This window comes from Victivallis sp. Marseille-Q1083 (assembly GCF_903645315.1).
In the GTDB taxonomy this organism is placed as follows: Bacteria; Verrucomicrobiota; Lentisphaeria; order Victivallales; family Victivallaceae; genus UMGS1518.
The window spans coordinates 2,919,457-2,937,658 of sequence record NZ_CAHJXL010000001.1 but is presented as its reverse complement, the minus strand read 5'-3'; the positions used below and the strand labels follow the sequence as shown (position 1 = coordinate 2,937,658).

Annotated in this window: 14 protein-coding genes; 5 read left to right on the top strand and 9 right to left on the bottom strand. The window is 59.5% G+C overall.

The genetic code is table 11. From position 1 onward, the window contains the following. Positions 1 to 8: 8 nt before the first annotated feature. Positions 9 to 1,100 (bottom strand): recombination-associated protein RdgC, encoded by a 1,092-nt coding sequence (gene rdgC / locus HWX74_RS12085; RefSeq protein ID WP_176013785.1) that lies wholly within the window; start codon positions 1,098 to 1,100, stop codon positions 9 to 11. 298 nt (positions 1,101 to 1,398) lie between these two features. On the opposite strand from rdgC, the gene HWX74_RS12080 reads away from it, so the two are divergent. Next, a complete protein-coding gene (locus HWX74_RS12080; protein WP_176013784.1) occupies positions 1,399 to 2,112 on the top strand; it encodes a hypothetical protein in 714 nt (237 codons plus the stop codon). Continuing rightward, complete coding sequence (locus HWX74_RS12075) at positions 2,109 to 2,990, top strand: YicC/YloC family endoribonuclease (protein ID WP_176013783.1); 882 nt, start codon at positions 2,109 to 2,111, stop codon at positions 2,988 to 2,990. Before HWX74_RS12080 ends, HWX74_RS12075 begins: the two co-directional genes overlap by 4 nt. Positions 2,991 to 3,041: 51 nt before the next feature. Here the strand turns inward: HWX74_RS12075 and HWX74_RS12070 are convergent, their stop codons facing one another. From HWX74_RS12070 to HWX74_RS12055, 4 genes are all read right to left on the bottom strand, one after another. Beyond that, positions 3,042 to 3,215: a hypothetical protein gene (locus tag HWX74_RS12070; protein WP_176013782.1), complete on the bottom strand. Its 174-nt coding sequence runs from the start codon at positions 3,213 to 3,215 to the stop codon at positions 3,042 to 3,044. Then, positions 3,208 to 4,254 carry an FAD:protein FMN transferase gene (locus HWX74_RS12065; RefSeq protein WP_176013781.1) on the bottom strand — a complete coding sequence of 349 codons (1,047 nt, stop codon included), beginning with the start codon at positions 4,252 to 4,254 and terminating at the stop codon, positions 3,208 to 3,210. The genes HWX74_RS12070 and HWX74_RS12065 overlap by 8 nt, the downstream gene beginning before the upstream one ends. Before the next feature lie 82 nt (positions 4,255 to 4,336). Next, positions 4,337 to 6,166: a phosphoenolpyruvate carboxykinase (GTP) gene (locus HWX74_RS12060; protein ID WP_176013780.1), complete on the bottom strand. Its 1,830-nt coding sequence runs from the start codon at positions 6,164 to 6,166 to the stop codon at positions 4,337 to 4,339. A 147-nt stretch (positions 6,167 to 6,313) separates the two neighbouring features. After that, the gene (locus HWX74_RS12055) at positions 6,314 to 11,278 is read right to left on the bottom strand and encodes a PAS domain-containing protein (RefSeq protein WP_176013779.1); all 4,965 of its coding nucleotides are present in this window, start codon (positions 11,276 to 11,278) and stop codon (positions 6,314 to 6,316) included. A 237-nt stretch (positions 11,279 to 11,515) separates the two neighbouring features. On the opposite strand from HWX74_RS12055, the gene HWX74_RS12050 reads away from it, so the two are divergent. Both HWX74_RS12050 and HWX74_RS12045 read left to right on the top strand, forming a co-directional pair. Next, positions 11,516 to 12,190, top strand: coding sequence for an ATP-binding cassette domain-containing protein (locus HWX74_RS12050; protein ID WP_176013778.1), 675 nt, complete (start codon positions 11,516 to 11,518; stop codon positions 12,188 to 12,190). Further along, positions 12,171 to 12,974, top strand: a complete 804-nt coding sequence (locus tag HWX74_RS12045; protein ID WP_176013777.1) for an ABC transporter permease — start codon at positions 12,171 to 12,173, stop codon at positions 12,972 to 12,974. The genes HWX74_RS12050 and HWX74_RS12045 overlap by 20 nt, the downstream gene beginning before the upstream one ends. Positions 12,975 to 12,981: 7 nt before the next feature. On the opposite strand, the gene HWX74_RS12040 is transcribed toward HWX74_RS12045, so the two are convergent. The 3 genes from HWX74_RS12040 to ilvN all read right to left on the bottom strand — a co-directional run bounded on the left by HWX74_RS12040 (position 12,982) and on the right by ilvN (position 15,861). Beyond that, positions 12,982 to 14,466, bottom strand: a complete 1,485-nt coding sequence (locus HWX74_RS12040) for a tetratricopeptide repeat protein (protein ID WP_176013776.1) — start codon at positions 14,464 to 14,466, stop codon at positions 12,982 to 12,984. Positions 14,467 to 14,535: 69 nt separating this feature from the next. Then, positions 14,536 to 15,243 (bottom strand): tetratricopeptide repeat protein, encoded by a 708-nt coding sequence (locus tag HWX74_RS12035; protein WP_176013775.1) that lies wholly within the window; start codon positions 15,241 to 15,243, stop codon positions 14,536 to 14,538. Positions 15,244 to 15,351: 108 nt separating this feature from the next. After that, positions 15,352 to 15,861 (bottom strand): acetolactate synthase small subunit, encoded by a 510-nt coding sequence (ilvN, locus tag HWX74_RS12030; protein WP_176013774.1) that lies wholly within the window; start codon positions 15,859 to 15,861, stop codon positions 15,352 to 15,354. A gap of 169 nt (positions 15,862 to 16,030) precedes the next feature. Here ilvN and HWX74_RS12025 point away from each other — a divergent pair, with 169 nt between their 5' ends. Further along, entirely contained in the window at positions 16,031 to 16,864 is an 834-nt protein-coding gene (locus HWX74_RS12025) for an MBL fold metallo-hydrolase (RefSeq protein ID WP_176013773.1), read from the top strand. 270 nt (positions 16,865 to 17,134) lie between these two features. On the opposite strand, the gene HWX74_RS12020 is transcribed toward HWX74_RS12025, so the two are convergent. Continuing rightward, positions 17,135 to 18,088, bottom strand: a complete 954-nt coding sequence (locus tag HWX74_RS12020; RefSeq protein ID WP_176013772.1) for a phosphodiester glycosidase family protein — start codon at positions 18,086 to 18,088, stop codon at positions 17,135 to 17,137. Between the last annotated feature and the right edge of the window lie 114 nt (positions 18,089 to 18,202).

Genomic DNA, 18,202 nt, shown 5'->3' with positions numbered 1-18,202 from the left:
GACCCGCCTCAAATCGAATCGCGTTCTTTAACCCAGCGCCGGATGTTTTTCTCCTCCTCCGGCCAGCTCATCGACAACAGCGATTCGGCAAATTTATGAAAATAGAGCTTCAACGCTTCCTGAAAAATGAACAAATTGAGCATCCGCTCGGCAAAACGGCTCTCCGGCTCCAGGTTTTCCCCTTCCGGCAGATTGAAAGAACTGAACGAGAAGCGGTCGGCATCGAAGACGCCGCTCCAGATATCGTCACCGCGCGTCAGCGAAAATTTCGCCTTCTTCACTTTTTTTCCGACCGTCAGCGCCGCTTTGGCTTCCGCGCTGCGCAACGGACTGCCGCCTTTTTTGATCGAAGTTTCCGCCGCACCGCGCGCCTCGGCGGTAAAGGCGAAAGTCGCCGGCGCTTCGATCAACAGATCGAATTCGCCATACTGCGGATGCGACAATTTGCCGGCCGTTTCGCTGTAATACCACAGCCAGGTCAGAAAATCCCGGCCCGGCGCCGGCTCGTCGTCGCACTCCTCCGCAAAGCGGATCGACGGAAAGGAACTCAGCGTCGTCTGAAACATCGTTTCCAGCAGCGACGCCGGAGTCAACTGCAGCGGCTCGACGTTGGTGGTCTTGAAAAAGAAACCGATGAAATCGTCGATCTGCGTCGGCGAAGAAGCGCCGACGTACATGCTCCTGGTCGCCAGGTCGACGACCAGCGGCACCCCGGCAATCTGCGGCGGCATCTTCATCAGGTGTTTTTCCAGCGCCTCCTCGCGAATCTGTTTTTTCACTTTGCCGGAAACGAACTGCGCGTTGTTCGCCTGCAGGTAGATCAGCTCTTCACGCTTGCAGATCGCATTCAGCAGCGAAGCCGGCATCTTGCGCTCCGCCTTGCGCAGGTTCAAATACAGGCAGCCGCCGCGCAAAGCGGTCTTTTCCTCGATGTTGTTCTCCAGCAGATGGCGGCCGCTGACCCAGCCGATTTGCGGCTCGTCCTTGACATTGTCCAGCATGCCGGCCGTCTGGGCGGCGAACAGTTCCAGATAGTTGTCCGGCAACGCATCGCGCAATTCAAAAATGCTGACGGTGAAAGATCCATGTTCAAAAGGCATATTGTTTCCAGCTTTCCAGTTGTATTTGTATCGGGTTGGGATCCCGGCCAATCCGCTTCGGCTGCCAGCCGGGCCGCGGCAGGAATCAATCGATGCCTGTCGGCACCGCACGGAATTCCAGGATTGGGAAAAATGTAATGCCGAATTTCCATTTTACAATCCGATTCCGTCATTTTTTGCCGCCGCCCGGCGAAAATAACGGTGAGTTGCCCGGCGATCCTCATTGACAAGCTTTCAATTCAAGACTATATTTTGCAATCGTTATTGACTGACATCAACGCATTGGATCAAATTAGTTATGAAAATACTGTCGTGGTTGCTGCTGACAATGGCGGTCGGTCTGGCCGCCGGCTGTCAATCCAATTTATATTACCAGAACCAGGCGGCCCGGCGCGCCCGCGAATTCCTGCTGGAAGAATCGCCGGAGCTGACCCGGGATCAGCGGGAATTCGTCACCTTCAATCCGCCGGTTTTCCTGTTCGGCAACATTCTCGCCCAGAACAACCTGGTCGGCGAAATGCAGTTGTCCTCCGAGCTGAGCCAGGTTTGCATCACCTGGTTGATTCCCGGGCAAGAGGAAGCCTATCTCGTCTATGGCGTCAGCAACAAAAATATGTATAACTGGTCCCCAAACCGGTTGATTCGCAAGAAATTCGAACCGGTCGACCGCAAATGGATCAGCGCTGTGCAGAAGGCCAGAACCTATCTGTGGAACAATCTGTTCAATCAACTGAGTTCGGCGGAAGCGAATTCGGCGCGTTTCGCCAATCCGGAAATCGTCAAAACCACCTTCCCGCCGGAATTCAAAACCCCATTGCCGAGCGATGAACCGCAATCCGATTTGTCCAGGCTGCAGCAGTTTTCGATGGTCTGGCCGGCCGGCGAACGTCTGGTCGTCATCTGCGGCTACGCCCAGGATGACCAACTGACCAACTGGAATGTCAACTTCGGCGGCTTGTTCACCGCGGAAGAATTCAACCATTACCGTTCAACCGAGGAAGCGGCCCAATGATCCGCAGCATGACCGGCTTCGGCAAAGGCGAAGTTCAATTCAACGGCGCCGCCTTCGCCGTGGAAATCAGCACCGTCAACCGCAAACAGCTTGAAATCCGCCTGAACCTGCCGCGCGAACTGGCGATGCTGGAACCGGCCATCCGCCAGCAGCTCGCCGCCCGCCTGAGCCGCGGCAGCGTTACCGTCCGCCTGACCATTACCGCCCAGGCCGGCAGCGAACTGACCCAGGCCAGAATCAACTGGCCGCTGGCGGACGCCCTGGTCGCCGCCGCGCAGACCATGCAGCGGCGTTATTCGTTGCCGGCGCTGCCGACCGCCGGCGAACTGCTTGCCCTCCCCGGCGTCGTCGACAACGCGCCGCCGGATGCCGACAATCCGGCACTGCTCGACGCGGTCCGCCAGGCGACGGCGAAGGCGCTGGACCGGTTGCTGCACATGCGGGAACAGGAAGGGCGCTCCCTCTACGAAGATCTGCGGAACCGTTTGAACCTGTTGAAAACGCTACTGGCCGAAATCACCCCTTACACCCGGGAAATTCCGCAATTGCAGAAGCAGCGGCTGCTGGACAAACTGACGGCGGAAAATCTGCCGGTCGACCTCAACGACGAGCGTTTGCTCAAAGAGGTGTTGTTTTATGCCGACAAAGCGGACGTGACCGAAGAGCTGACCCGGCTGAACAGTCATTTTCAGCAGTTCGAAAGTTTTCTGGCCGCCGCCGAGCCGACCGGCCGCAGCCTGGACTTTCTGCTCCAGGAGATGTTCCGGGAAATCACCACGCTGGGCAACAAGGCCGGCGGCAGCGCCATCACGTCCCAGATCGTCCGCTTCAAGGCCGAACTGGAAAAAATCCGCGAACAGGTGCAGAACGTCGAATAAAGCCGGGCCGGAATCCAGCGGCGGCAGACTGCAATCCCGACAATGAGACGTTTACTCAACCGGCAGGCGCACGACGCGCACCCCGCCGTTGCCGTCTTCGAAGCATAACAACATCTTCAAGGCCGAACTGGAAAAAATCCGCGAACAGGTGCAGAACGTCGAATAAAGCCGGGCCGGAACCCAGCGGCGGCAGACTGCAATCCCGACAATGAGACGTTTACTCAACCGGCAGGCGCACGACGCGCACCCCGCCGTTGCCGTCTTCGAAGCATAACAACATCCGGGTATCCGGATAACGCTCCGCCAAACGCCGGCCGATGGCTTCGCCGCCGACAAAAACCGCCGTCGACATCCAATCCGCCTGGCCGGCTGACGGCGCAATGACCGTCACCGCCAGCATCTGTTCCGCCGGCCGGCCGGTGCGCGGGTCCATGATATGCGCATAACGTCTGCCTTCCAGCTCGACGAAGCGTTCATAACCGCCGCTGGTCGCCGTCGCGCAGTTCTGCAATTCCAGCACTTCCAAACACTGTTCCGCCCGCAGCGGATGACGCACGCCGATCCGGTAGGACTCCCGGTTCGGCAACGGCTCCGGCAGCAACGCCAGATTGCCGCCCAGATTGATCACTCCGGCCTTGACGCCGCACGCCACGGCAGCCTCTTTCGCCCAATCGACCGCCACCCCTTTGGCAATACCGCCCAGGTCCAAAGCCATCCCCGGCACCGTGAATTTCACCGAATGCTGCTCATCGTCGAACTGAATTTTATCCAATCCGACCCGCGGCAGCACCGCGGCGATTTCCTTTTCGGTCGGCATGGTGCCGCGTTTGCGGTAAAATCCCCACAGATCCATCAACGGCTTGGCCGAAATGTCGAACGCCCCATCCGACGCCTGCCACGCCTCACGCGCCAGCCGCAGCACCCGCCACAATTCCTCCGAACAGGCAAAAGGCTGTTCCGCCGCCGAAGCGTTCAGGCGACTCAATTCACTCTCCGGCCGGAACAGGCTCCAACGCGCCTCCACATCTTCGAAAATCCGGTGAATCCGCTGCTGCGCCGCCCCGGCCGTCTCCGCATTGCCGGCCAACTCCAGCGACGCCACCGTCCCCATCACGCCAAAACTCTCCGCCACTTCCGGCGACGCGTCCTTCCGAAGTCCGGCATGACGATACCAGCAACCGACCGCCAGCCCGATCAGACCAATACAGAAAAAAATCCACCCCTGCCAACGGTTCACTGTCGTTCCGTTTTTTTTCACCCTCATTTCAACATCCTTAACAAAGAAAACCGCCGAAGCGGAATTGACTTTCGCTTCGGCGGTTCGAATCAAAAATACGGAATCGGAATTACTTGTTCAAGCGCGCTTCCAACGCCGCAAGCTGCTCTTCGAGCGCCTTCGGCAATTTATTGCCGAAACGGGCGTAATGCGTCTTGATCATCTCCACTTCCTTCTTCCAGCCTTCGATATCGATCGACAACAGTTCTTCCATATCGGCGGCGGTCACTTCATTTTCGATTCCGGCGCGGTTGATGTCGCTGGACTTCGGCATCAGGCCGATCGGGGTTTCCACCGCCTCGACCGCATTGTCGCAACGGTTGAAAATCCACTCCAGCACGCGGCTGTTTTCGCCGAATCCCGGCCACAGCCACTTGCCATCGGCAGTTTTGCGGAACCAGTTGACATAGAAAATCTTCGGCAGTTTGTCCGCCGGGGTTTTCTTGCCGATATCCAGCCAGTGCTGGAAATATTCGCCCATATGGTAACCGCAGAACGGCAGCATGGCGAACGGGTCGCGGCGGACCGTGCCGGCCTTGAGGTCAAGCGCCGCAGCGGTCACTTCGGAGCCGACGATCGAACCGAGGAACACACCATGTTCCCAGGAGGTGGACTGATGGACCAACGGCACCGTGTTCGGACGGCGACCGCCGAACAGGAACGCGGAGATCGGCACGCCGGCCGGATCTTCCCATTCGGAAGCGATCACCGGGCAGTTGCAGGCGCGAGCGGTGAAACGGGCATTCGGATGCGCCGCCTTTTCCGTCGCGGTTTCCTTGTTCCACTTGTTGCCTTTCCAGTCGATCAGGGTTCCCGGCGCATCGTAGCCGATGCCTTCCCACCAGACGTCGCCGTCTTCGGTCAACGCCACGTTGGTGAAAATGGTATCCTTGCTGCAGGAATCCATCGCGTTCGGATTGGAGTCGCGGCTGGTGCCGGGCGCCACGCCGAAGAAACCGGCTTCCGGATTGATCGCATACAAACGGCCGTCCTTGCCGAACTTCATCCAGGCGATATCGTCGCCGATGGTTTCGACTTTCCAGCCCGGAATGGTCGGGATCAGCATCGCCAGGTTGGTCTTGCCGCAAGCGGACGGGAACGCGCCGGTGACGTATTTGACTTCGCCCTTCGGATTGGTCAGCTTCAGGATCAGCATGTGCTCGGCCAGCCAGCCTTCGTCGCGGGCCTGGACCGAAGCGATGCGCAACGCCAGGCATTTCTTGCCGAGCAATGCGTTGCCGCCGTAACCGGAACCGAACGACCAGATTTCGCGGGTTTCCGGGAAGTGAGCGATATATTTCTTGTCGAGCGGCGCGCACGGCCAGATGCCGTTGTCGCATTCGCCTTCGGCCAGCGGTTTGCCGACGGAATGAACGCACGGCACGAATTCACCCTTGTCGCCGAGCACGTCGAGCACTTTGCTGCCGACGCGGGTCATGATTTCCATATTGATGACGACGTAAGCGGAATCGGTGATTTCCACGCCGATCTTGGCGATGTTCGAACCGATCGGTCCCATCGAGAACGGGATGACGTACATAATCCGGCCGGCCATGCAGCCGCTGTACAGATCCAGCATCGTCTTTTTCAGTTCTTTCGGATCGATCCAATTGTTGGTCGGACCGGCATCCTCCTGCTTTTCGGAAGCGATATAAGTACGGTTTTCCACCCGGGCGACGTCGGACGGATCGGAGCGGAACAGCAGGCTGTTCGGACGCTTCTTGCTGTTCAGGCGGGTCGCCAGGCCGCTAGCGACCAGTTCGTCGCACAGCCGGTCGTATTCGGCTTTGGAGCCATCGCACCAATAGACCCCGGTGGGCTTGCAGATTTCAGCCCAGTTCTCAACCCACTTGATGAGTTTTTCATTCTTCGTGGGGATTTCGTTCAGGTACTTAACCATGAATTTTGCCTCCATTTAGGTTAGAATCCCGTTTACGGACATTATTTCAAATTTCCGAATTAAATTCATTAAATATATATCGAATATGGATGATTTACAAGCGGCATTTGCCGCGGAATCGATAAAATCGGATCAAGGAACCATTCATCATTTTTCGCCGCCGGATGCCAGGGAATGCAACAAATTCCCCAATTTTTCCAGCGTCAGCGGTTTGAACAACACACCGTCGAACACCCCGGCCCTGTAATTCAACTGGGTGTCCGCCGTCACCGCCACCACCGGCACTTTCGCCCAGTCCGGATTCGCTTTCAACCGCGCCGCCAACTCCTCGCCGCTCATCCCCGGCATCCACAAATCGGTCAGCACCGCCGACGGCGCCTCGACAGCGAACTGCCGCAGCACCTCCTCGCCGGAAACGCAGGAAATGAACGGCACCTCCAACTGCGTCAGCATCGCCTCCAGTACCCGCAGGTTCATCGGCACATCGTCAACCAGCATCACCCGGCCGTGCCAGGCGAGTTTCTCCGGAATTTTCCCGTTGGCAACCGGCGTAGCCGCCGGCGGTTGCGCCGGCTCCACGTCCTGCAAAATCACCGTAAAGGTACTGCCGCGCCCCAGTTCGCTCTCCAATTCAATGCGTCCTCCCATCCGGGCCACCATCCGTCGGGAAATCGAAAGCCCCAACCCGGTCCCCTGGTAGACCTGGTTGCCCCGGATCCGGTTGCTCTCCTGCCGGAACGGCTCGAAAATCGTCCGCTGCGCTTCCGGCGCAATGCCGATGCCGGTATCGCTGACGGCTATTTTCAAAGTACCGGCCGCCGCGGCGGCGTCCATATCGAACGCCACCTGAATCCGGATCGTGCCGTGTTCGGTGAATTTGACCGCGTTGCCGAGCAGATTGAACAACACCTGGCGCAACCGCATCTGGTCGAGCGACAACAGCGGCAGCCGCTCCGGAATGTCGGTTGCGATGACGTTGTCCCGCTTCCGGCAGCCGGCCTGAAACGTCCGGACCGTTTCGGTGATCAGTTCCCGCAAGTCCATCGGCGCCTTGACGATATCCATCTGCCCGGCTTCCAGCTTGGACAAATCCAGGACGTCGTTGAGCAGCGTCAGCAGCGTATTGCCGGCAAAATTGATCGCGCTCAAATTTTCCCGGCGTTCCGCTTCCGTCTGGTGCCGGGCCTGCATCAGCTCGCTGAAGCCGATCACCGCATTCAGCGGCGTCCGCAATTCATGGCTCATCGTCGCCAGGAAATAACTCTTCGCCCGGTCGGCGGCGCGGGCGGCCTCAAGCGCCTCTTCCAGCCGGCGCTGACTCTCGTTGAATTCGGTCATGTCGATACAACTTTCCAGGACGTTGACCAACACCCCGTCCTGCCAGATCGGATAGGCGGAAACGAAGAAATCGCGCTCGCAGACCCGGACGGCGGCGGTATGCGGCCGGCCTTCCCGCAGCGCCAGATGGACCGGGCACCGTTCCAGCGGCACACTGCCGCGGCAGAAACTGCAATGACACGGTTCCCGGTAGATCGCCTCCGGCCGGCGGCCGCAGAGCCGACCGGCCATCGCATTCACCCACACCAGCTTCATCTGCGCATCAAAGAGCAGAATCGGAATCTGGATGGTATCCAGAATCAAGCGCTTCTCATATTCCTTCCGTTCCAGTTCGAACTGGCTGCGCCGCCGCGCCAGGGCTATTTCGATGAGATGGGCCGCCGCCGGCACGATATTCCACTCGGTTTCGGAAAATACGTGCGGACGGCCGACGTAATCCAGCCCGATAAAGCCCCACAGCACCCCTTCCGCCCAGATTCCGGCGACCATCAGCGCCTTGACGTCCCGGCGGTGCAACCTGTCGGCCACTTCCGGCAAAACCGCCGGCGATTCAGCGGCCGCCGGGTCGGAGGAACAGATCAACTGGCGATTCCGGAGCGCCCGGTCCCATTCCGGCGAAAATTCCAGGGCCAGATTCTGCAAATGCTCCTTGAGCGCCGGGACGCTCGCCGCCGTCCATTCGTAAGTATTGCGGCACTTCCGCTGCCTGTAATCGTTTTCAAAGATATAACAACGATCGGCGCCGGTCTGTTCGCCGACCAGCCGCAACACCTCAAAAACGGCCGACTCGGAATCCGGATTCAAAATGATGTTCTCCAGGCAGGCATTGACCGTCCGCTCCTGGTCGGCGTAAATTTTCAAGACGTCGTTCAGCCGCTGCCGTTCCTGTTCCAGCCGTTTCTCTTCGGTCACATCGATGCTCAGCGTCAACAGCAAAGGCGTGTTTTGCTCCCGCTTGATCAACGTCTTGAACGTATGCAGCACGCGGGTTTCCCCGTCCGGAAACCGCACCGCTTCCACTTTGTTCCGGCCGTCGCCGGCACAAACCAGTTGATCTTCCTCTTCCAGCGCCACCGCCCGCTGCTTCAGCCAGTCGAGCTCGAAATTATTTTTACCGAGCGCTTCCGCCGACGGGATGCCGGACCACCGCTCGGCCATCTTGTTCCAGAGCACATAACGGAAACCGTTTCCGGCCTCCTTGGCTACCGCCGCCGCCGGCAAATGATCCATCAACCCCTGCAACAGGGCGTTGCTGTTCCTCAGCTCCTGCTCCGTCGACTCCTGCCGGGTGATATCGATGCCCATGCCGATCAACAGCCGGTGGCCGTTGGCGCCGACAATGACGTTCTTGTACATCTGCGCACAGGCAACCGTCCCGTCGCCGCGCAGGAAAGACTCTTTGTAACGAATCTTCCGCCCGCCCTTCACCACCTGCCGGTCATCGTTGCGGAACCGTTCGGCATCCTCCATGCGCCGGAAAAAGTCGGCATCGGTCTTACCGACGATATCCGTATCGCGGCAGCCGGTCATCCGGGCAAAATCCCGGTTGCACATCACATAGCGCAAATCGTCATCGACATCCTTGACGAAAATATAACAGGGCAAGTTATCCATGATGTTCTGCAGCAACACCGAGGTATCATAATAATTCGACTCGGTTTCATGCCTGGCGGTCACCTCCTGAATGGTGCCGCAATATCCGGCCCGGCGGCCGGCGGCCGGACAACCCCTTTCCACCCGCATTTCAAAATAACGGCACCGGCCGCCGGACAGGGAACGGTAGTTGAGTTCGAGTTCATCCAGTTCTCCGCCCAGCAGCCGGCGCCAGCCGGCCAGAAACGCCGGCCGGTCCGCCTCGCACACCCACTCCTCGACCGGCACCGGTTCGCCGTCGCGCACGCCCCACCATTTCCCATCGACCGGCTCCTGTACCCGGCCGTCGCCGTCGCACCGGAAATAAGTCAGATCGGCACTCATCGCGGTCTTGTTCAAAACGGCATTCTGCCGCCGCATTTCATCGTCTTTTTCATACTCCTCGGTCACATCGCGGATCACCAGCACCGCACCGATGATTCCACCGTTGCGGCTGCGGATCGGCGAAGCGCTGCTCGCCGTATGGCGCATCGTGCCGTCCCGCGAAATCAAATCGACCGGTTCCGGCAATTCGACGATTCTGCCGGTCTGCAACGCGCTTTCCAGCGGCGGAGCGACGGCGCCGCCATCCCGGATACGGACCAGTTGAACCACCTCGCTCAGTTTCCGACCGATCAGCTCCTCATGCCTGCAGCCAGTCATCCGCGCCGCCACATTGTTGGCCATCGTGACGACGGCCCGCTCATCGGTGGCGATCACGCCGTCGCCGATCGACCGCAGGGTCATCCGGAACCGTTCGGCCAGTTCGGTCATCTTCCGCCTGGCGCGATGCAGTTCATCGACATCGACCGAAACCCACAGCACCGTCGGAACGCCGAAAATTTTTCCCGGCAACGGCGTGAACACCGCCCGCCGCCGCCGGCCTTCGAAATCGTATTCGCAAAATGCTTTCCGGTTGCGGCGGAATACCTGCCGGATACATTTCCGGAACGGCTTCTGAACGCCGGGCACGAACGAGTCCAGCCGGCCGCCCAATTCCGCCGGGTGACACTGCATATAGGCATCCCCGGCCTGAAAAAAACGCACCCTGCCGGCAGCATCGACTGCCCCCATTCTGACCGGCAGCGAATCGAGCAGTATCTTATATTTTCTGTCTTTCCGGCGGCCGCACCACAGCAACACCAGCAGCATCACAGCAATTCCGCCGATCGAGCCAACCAGCAGCAGCCAGCCGCCATGACGATACCAGAATGGCGACGGCCAGTGAAGCAGGACGGCCTCCGGCGGAAGCGACGCGGCCTCAAGGTGCCACCGCCGCAATCCGTTCCAGTCGAAAACCGTCTTGACCGCTGCCGGCCGAACCGGCAGCGCCCCGGCCACTTCACCGGCCAGAATCCGGCAGGCCAGTTCGGCCAGCCGGCGTCCCGTCATCACGCCGTCACCCATCACGCCGCCGACGGCACCGGCGTCGAATGCCGTTTCCGTCGTCGCCAGCACCGGAGCCAGCGCGGCGATTTCCCGCCGGTCCGATGCCGGCAAAGCACTCCAGCTGTCGTCGCAAATGATAAAAGAGCCCGGCGGCAAACCGCCGAGCTCTTTCCGAATCTCTTCCGGCCGCGTTTCCGCCGCCTTCACCGACAAAATCTGAAAATCCCGTTCCGGAAGCGGAACGTTCCCGCCGGCCGCGCCATCTCCGAGGCAAACTGCCGCCGCGGCCCGCGGCAGCAACCGTCGGCCCAACGTCAAAGTCGGCAAACGGGTATCGCGGCAGTCGATCCCGGTCAACGCCGGACAGATGTCCCGCCAGGCCGGATCGAATTCACCGCAGAACACCAGCGGCAGCCGGCGCGGCAAAGTCGCCGTTTCCCGCAGAAACAGTTCCACGGCCGGATTGCCGCCGGCGACCACCAGATCATACGCGCCGTCGGTCAGCCGCTGCCGCAGCCAGCCGCCAGCCGACTCCGAGTCCATGCCGTTCAGATCGAGAGTATCGAGGTAAACCGGCTGCGCCCCGGTACGGCAATACGCCCGGAAGCCGGCCAGAACATCGTCGTTCCAACGGCTGGAAACCGCATAGGAATTCAAATACAGAATTCGTCCGGCGGCCGGACCTTCCGCCGCCGCCGAAGACCGGCCCCAAACCAACACGGACAGGAACAGGATGAGCCAAACTTTTTTCATAGACGCGATGAATCTGCCTTTTTTTGTCCGCCAAATCTGCGGAGCCTTGCCAACCGCACGCACGCCCGGACGGCATACGATTTTCCATGTTGCTGGGCGTTGCTACTATACACCGCAATTCGGATACTTCAATGTTCGAAATATTTTCGACCAGCCGGAGAAACGGCTTTTCTGCCGCATTTCTGTTGCGAAATCTCCTCCAGCGAATTATATTGTCTGAAGAGGAGAATTTTTACAATGTTGACCATTCGCAATTTCACTTTGACAGTGGAAGGCCGGACCTTGCTGGAGCACGCCGCCCTGGAAGTCGGCGACACCGAAAAAGTGGCGCTGACCGGACCTTCCGGCAGCGGTAAAACCGCGCTGCTGCAGGCCATCGTCGGCTGGCTGCCGTTTCAGGCCGGCTCCGTCGCGCTGGGCGACCTGGAACTGAAGCCGGAAACGCTGGCGGAGTTCCGCAGCCGCATCGCCTATATCCAACAGACGCCGGTGTTATGCGAACCGACCGTCCGGGAGGTGCTGCTCTATCCCTACAGCTTCCGCGCCAACCGCCGCCATCCCCGGCCGACCCCGGAAGTGCTGAAAGCCATCCTGAATCAGGTCAATTTGCCGGAAACGCTGCTGGAGGCGGCGCCGGCGGCACTTTCCGGCGGTGAAAGGCAGCGCATTTCGGTCGCCCGCAGTCTGTTGTTCGAGAAAAAAATTTTTCTCACCGACGAAGCGGCATCGGAACTGGACAACCGCAACAGCACCCGCGTCACCCATATTTTTCTGAAAATGCCGCAGCCGCTGCTGGCCGTCTCCCACGATCTCGAAGTGCTCGCCCAATACGACCGCATTTACGTCATTTCCAACCGACAACTGATCGTCCGCACCCCGAAGGAAATCAAAGATGCCCAAACCAAATATTGACATCGACACCGTCGGCATGATCATGGCTTACGGGTTGTTCCTGCCCGGCTTGGCCATCGTGCTCTATTATCGGCTGAAACTGTTCCGGCAGGCGGTCGGGGCATTGATACGCATGACGCTTCAACTGCTGCTGGTCGGTTTGTACCTGCGCTATATCTTTCTATACAACTCTTTTTCCATCAATTTATTGTGGGTTGTATTGACGATGCTCGCCGCCAACTTGTCGACCATGCGGCAGACCGAATTGAACTGGCGGCGCTTCCTGCTGCCGACGGTGGCGGCACTGGCGCTCAGCTTCCTGCCGCTGCTGCTCTATTTCCTCTATCTGGTCGCCCGGCGTCCCTTCGCCGACGCCTCCATCACCATTCCGATCACCGGCGTGCTGCTCGGCAATGTGATGCGCGGCAATGTAACGGCCGTCGACCGCTTTTACCGGGCCTGCCGCGACCGGGAAAATGAATACCTCTGCCGGCTGATGCTCGGCGCCACCCGTCTCGAAGCGCTGCTGCCGTTCCTCCGCGATGCGCTGCACGCCTCCGCCACGCCGTTCCTGGCAGTGATGGCCACGGTCGGCATCGTCACGCTGCCCGGCGTCATCACCGGCCAGTTGCTTGGCGGGACCGAGCCGGTTCTGGCGATCAAATATCAGATTGCAACGATGATCGGCGGCTTCAGCGTGATTTTGTGCACGTCGCTGCTGCTCATTCTCTTCACCCGGCCGCTGGCGTTCCTGCCCAACGACCGGCTGCGCGAAGATGTCTTCCGCCGTAAACCCAAGGGATAACGATTTTTCAGCGGGCCGCTTCCCGGGGACTTTGCAGACAATGTTCGAACGCTTCACGGCCGCGGTCCGGCCCCAGCGCCGCATTGAAATATCCCAGTGCGCGGTCCCGGTCCGGCGCGACGCACATCCCCTTGGCGTAAATCACTCCGAGCGTGAATTGCGCCTGGGTCAAAGACTGGCCGGCGGCGGCTTCAAACAATTCCAGCGCCTTGCCGGTATCCTGGCCGACTCCGTGACCATCGAAAAACAACAGACCGAGGTGATACTGCGCATTGGCATGCCCCTGCTCCGCCGCCTGCCGGTAATACCGGAACGCCTGTTCGTAATCCGGTTCGCCCTCGGTGAGATTATAATAATAGCAGCCCAGCGCATATTGCGCCGCTGCACAACCGCTTTCCGCCGCCAGTTTCAGCAAATCCACGCCGCGCTTCCGGTCCACGTCCCCGCCGTCGCCGGTCAGATTCATCACCCCGAGGTTGTACTGCGCCACCGGTTCATCGAGCAAAGCCGCCTGTTCGAAGCAGCGCCGCGCCTGCGGCATATCGACCTCGACGCCCAGACCGTTCAAATAAATCACCCCGAGACCGTACCAGCCCTCGCCGCAACCCTGTTTCGCCGCCAGCTCATACCACTGCCGCGCCTGTTCATAGTCCGGTTTGCCGAACACATCGCTGCAGCACATCTGTCCCAGCGCCACCTGGGCGCAGACTTCATTCTGGCGGGCGCTTTGCATATACCAGTGAAACGCGGCGGTATCGTCGGCCGGTCCCCCCTTGCCGTAGCGAAACAACTGCCCCAGCTTATATTGCGCCCGCGGGTCGCCATTCTCCGCGGCAATCTGGTAATATTCCCTGGCCTTTTCGTAACTCTGCGGGACCCCGCGGCCATAATAATACAACACGCCGAGATTGTGACAGGCCCGCAAATGTCCCTGTTCGGCAGCCGCTTGATAATAGCCGGCCGCCGCCGTGAAATCCGGTTCGCCGCCCAGTCCCTGGCCGCACATTACCCCAAGGTTGTACTGGGCATCGGCGAAATTGCTGTCGGCCGCCAATTCATAATAATGTCTGGCCGCGGCGTAATCGACCGGCACGTCAAGTCCCTCGGAATAGATGACGCCGAGGTTGTACCGGGCGAATACCGACCCCAGATCGGCCGCCGCCTTGAAAGCGGCAATCGCCGCCGGCAAATCGCGTTCGCCGTCCCGGCCGACAAAATAACAGACCCCCCGGTTGAACAGTTCGTTGGCTTTCAACAATTGTTCCACCCGCTCCGGCGAGGCGTCTTTCTTGAAAAGTTCGCTGGTTTGCTGCAGCCTGGCTCCCGGAGAGGAAACGGCCGGATCGACGATCACGCCGTCCTGCCGGCCGGCAGCCGAAGGAGACACCGCCGCCGGCAGCACCGTCGGGGCCGCACAGCAGATCACCGCCTCAAGCACCAGCCATTTCCAACCAATCCCGGCTGCCTGCCCGCAGTTACAACGCTTCATCATTTGAGGAATTCACCAAAAAATTCATATTCATCCCGGTAAAGTCATTTAAAAATAGACCCGGTTCCACGTTCAATTGTTCACCGGACGGCGCGCCAATTCTTCCAATTCAGTCCCGGAGCACTGCAAATACTCCTGCGCCTTCCCGCGATCGACCGGCACGCCCAGTCCTTTCAAATAGATCATCCCCAACCACTCTCCGGCGGTCGAATCCCCGTTCCGCCAGGCCTTCTCAAACCATTCCATCGCGGCACCACGGTCCGCTGCGACGCCGCTACCGGAGAAAAGACAGGCCGCGTAATTGCACTGCGCCACCGGCAAGCCGGCCTCCGCCGCCCGGCGATACCATTCCGCCGCCGCCGCCAGATCCGCTTCCCCCCGATACCCCTGCTGGGCAATCACGCCCAACGCATTCCAGGCCGACGGCGTATTCGCCAATTCCAGATAACGGACCGCTTCCGGATAACTCTGTTCGACGCCGTCGCCATACAAATAGAGCAGCGCCAACTGATAATAGCCCTCCGGTTCGCCGCCTTCCGCCGCCTGGCGCGAATATTTCAACGCCGCCGGATAATCGAAATCGCCCGCCTCGCCGGACGCGTAAATCTCACCGAGCCGACGGGCGGCCGGCGCGTCGCCCCGGTCGGCCCTGGCGCGCAAGCCGGCAATTTCCTGCGCCATCGCCTGCTTTTCCGCTTCCGAGAGCACCGCCCCGCCCCGGCCGCGCACCGTCCAGCAGCCGGCCAGCAGGGTCAATCCGGCCAGCAAACCGGCCGTCATCCATGTTTTTCTCTTCACCCGCATCAATCACTTCCCACGAAAAAGGCGATCGGACGCATCAATGCCTCCCAATCGCCTGTCTATTTTTTCATGCTTCACCGGCCGCCATCAATATTCCTGGGCGACTCCCGCTTCCCGGGCGATGGCCACCCGGCCGGAACGCGCCGTCTCGATGATGCCGAAATCGCGCGCCAGATCGATGAAATTGTCCAGCTGGTCCGAACGGCCGGAGATTTCCACCCCGAGTTCCTCCTTGCGCACCGTTACGATCTTGCCGTCGAAAATTTCGACCAGCTGCATGATCTGGGAACGCACTTCCGGTGTCGCCGCCCTGATTTTCACCAGCACCAGTTCCCGCTCGATAAACCGGCCTTCGGTCAAGTCGTCGACCTTGATGACATCAATCAATTTGTTCAACTGTTTTTCAATCTGCTCCAGCACGGCGGCATCGCCGACAGTGACAATCGTCATCTTCGACACCTGCGGATCATGCGTCTGGTTGACCGTCAGCGAACAGATATTGTAACCGCGCCCGCTGAACAATCCGGCCACCCGCGCCAGAACTCCGAATTTGTTTTCAACCAATACCGAAATCGTATGCCGCTTTGCTTCGCTCATCGCTGTCCGTCTCCTGCTGTTACATCACACTTCTTTTATACTTTGCCGTGTTTTACCGTTTTTTCAAGTAACAACTCCTTTTTCAGCCAAGAAGAATTGCATTTTGGCCGTTGAAAGATTATGTTGCTGCCGTTCCGAAAAAATTACCCTGTCTAAGGAGATATTCATCATGCAACTGACCATTCTCGGTTCCGCCGCAGCGGAAGGCGTTCCGGCGCTGTGGTGCGAATGCGAGGCCTGCCGCCATGCCCTCGAACACGGCGGCAAAGACCTCAGACGCCGCTGCTCCTATCTGCTCGACCGCGATACGATGATCGATTTCGGCCCGGACGCTTTCTGGCAGATGACCCACTTCAAAATCGACCTGCGAACCATCAAGCGGCTGATTTTCACCCATTCCCACGAAGACCACCTCAACGCGGTCGACCTGCTGTGGCGGCATGCCGGCTACAGCGTCGTCCATCATCCCATCAACGTCTTCGGCAACCGGTGGGTCTTCAACCGGCTGGTCCAGGCGATGATATTCGGCGTCGAGGAAACCGGATTGGATACGTTGAAAATCAATCCGGCGGTCGCCTGTTCCGGCCGGGAAATCCGCGACGACGACTTGGAACTGTTGCCGATCGCCGCCAACCATACCCACCACGAAGAGGCATTGAACTATCTGCTGCAGCGCAACGGCCGCAGCCTGCTGATCGTCAACGACAGCGGCTACTGGAAGGAGAGCAGTTGGGACTTGATCCGCCGCCGGCACGCCGACGCGGTGATACTGGACAGCACCTGCGGCATCAAATATCCGGACGCCCGGGACAACCACATGGGCTGCAACACGGTGGTCGCCTTCCGCGACCGGCTGCTCGAACTGGAGGTCATCGACCGCGATACGCCGGTGTACGCCAACCATTTTTCCCACAACGGCATTTTCAACCACGAAGAGCTCTGCGCCTTTTATGAACCGCACCGCATCCAAGTCGGTTATGACGGCCTGACCATCGAAGTCTGACGCCGCGGCCAGTCTCCTCGCCGCCCGGACGCTCAACGGCCGGGCCGCGTGGAAAGGCGCGACGCTTCGATTTCACGCACGGCGCCGTCAGTGCCGGTGACAATGCGCCATGAAACGCCGGAAAATACCTAAGAAGCGGACTGCAATACAGCCGAAAGCAGTCCGCACAGAATCCCGAAGCCCATGATCAATCTCCGGATTTATGATGAAAGATCATAATACCGACGAACCGGCCCCATTCCAGAGATTCTGCCGGGAATTGCCGCTTTTTCACGCCGCGGCGGTAAACGCCTCATTGTCCGGGTCGGTCTGGTCCAGGGAATCCGGCGCCTCCTCGGCGGACGGCTCCAGCGGCAATTCCGCCGCCGATTTCAGCCGGACATACAGAATATCGTAGACCCGCCGTTCCCCCGCATGGTCGAACTTCCGGTTGTCGGTCGGATGGTTGACGACGCCGAGCGATTCCACCCACATCGTCGTCGAACCGCCGCCGTCCATATTGATCGCGTCGACACAGCCGAGCCGCTTCATGAAATCGGCCAACTGCGGACAGGTTACGCCGATTGCCCGGCCGGGCGTCCGGCCGTCGAAAACCACCAGGAACAACTGGTTGTCGGCCGTGACGCCGACTGCGGTACGGTTGTGACGCTGCAGCGTATGGTCATAATCGCCGATGCGGTCGTAAATTTCCCCATCCTTCACCAGCAGCGGGAAACTCCAGCGCATATTGTCGCCCAATCCGGTATTCACCTCCTCCGGCGTCGCCACGCCGACCCGGCTGCCGGTAAAATACAAGTAGCCGGAAGAGTCGACTCCGCCCAGAGCGTCACACAACATTTCGCCGTTGACTTTCAGCAACCCCACCGCCGACGAGGGGCTGAAGTTGAAATAACCGGCATTGACGGCGGCCAGGGCATGGTATCGTTTCCCCAACGCGCTGACCGTCTGGCGGTTGTCGTCCGGGCAGACGCCAATGCCGAGCTCCAGAGCCGGATCGTTCAGATCCACTTTCAGGATCGAAACGGTCTGCGGTCCGCCGTAGAGGTCCTCGTAGCTGTAAGTGAACAAGCCGTATCCCGGCCAGAGATGCTGGGTGCTTTCCGCAATCCCCTGTCCCGGAGCGAGCACCTCTCCCGGCACCGCGATTTCAGCAGCCCCGGCAGTCAAGCCGAAACAACCGGCAAACGCCAGCAGCATCCCCAACCTGCGCCACATTTTCATCATCGTTTTCTCCTTGATTTGAACGATTGAATGATTTCCGTAAGTTTCATTAATAAACGTCGACAGTTTTCTTTTGTCAAGCATCCAACCGGGCAATATCACCAGAAAAGACGGTAT

Coding starts and splice junctions, on each gene's coding strand:
- HWX74_RS12065 (WP_176013781.1), bottom strand. CDS start 4,254: ATGAGGGTGAAAAAAAACGGAACGACAGTGAACCGTTGGCAGGGGTGG.
- HWX74_RS12055 (WP_176013779.1), bottom strand. CDS start 11,278: ATGAAAAAAGTTTGGCTCATCCTGTTCCTGTCCGTGTTGGTTTGGGGC.
- ilvN (WP_176013774.1), bottom strand. CDS start 15,861: ATGAGCGAAGCAAAGCGGCATACGATTTCGGTATTGGTTGAAAACAAA.
- HWX74_RS12075 (WP_176013783.1), top strand. CDS start 2,109: ATGATCCGCAGCATGACCGGCTTCGGCAAAGGCGAAGTTCAATTCAAC.
- HWX74_RS12020 (WP_176013772.1), bottom strand. CDS start 18,088: ATGATGAAAATGTGGCGCAGGTTGGGGATGCTGCTGGCGTTTGCCGGT.
- HWX74_RS12045 (WP_176013777.1), top strand. CDS start 12,171: ATGCCCAAACCAAATATTGACATCGACACCGTCGGCATGATCATGGCT.
- HWX74_RS12050 (WP_176013778.1), top strand. CDS start 11,516: ATGTTGACCATTCGCAATTTCACTTTGACAGTGGAAGGCCGGACCTTG.
- HWX74_RS12025 (WP_176013773.1), top strand. CDS start 16,031: ATGCAACTGACCATTCTCGGTTCCGCCGCAGCGGAAGGCGTTCCGGCG.
- HWX74_RS12035 (WP_176013775.1), bottom strand. CDS start 15,243: ATGACGGCCGGTTTGCTGGCCGGATTGACCCTGCTGGCCGGCTGCTGG.
- HWX74_RS12060 (WP_176013780.1), bottom strand. CDS start 6,166: ATGGTTAAGTACCTGAACGAAATCCCCACGAAGAATGAAAAACTCATC.
- HWX74_RS12040 (WP_176013776.1), bottom strand. CDS start 14,466: ATGATGAAGCGTTGTAACTGCGGGCAGGCAGCCGGGATTGGTTGGAAA.
- HWX74_RS12080 (WP_176013784.1), top strand. CDS start 1,399: ATGAAAATACTGTCGTGGTTGCTGCTGACAATGGCGGTCGGTCTGGCC.
- rdgC (WP_176013785.1), bottom strand. CDS start 1,100: ATGCCTTTTGAACATGGATCTTTCACCGTCAGCATTTTTGAATTGCGC.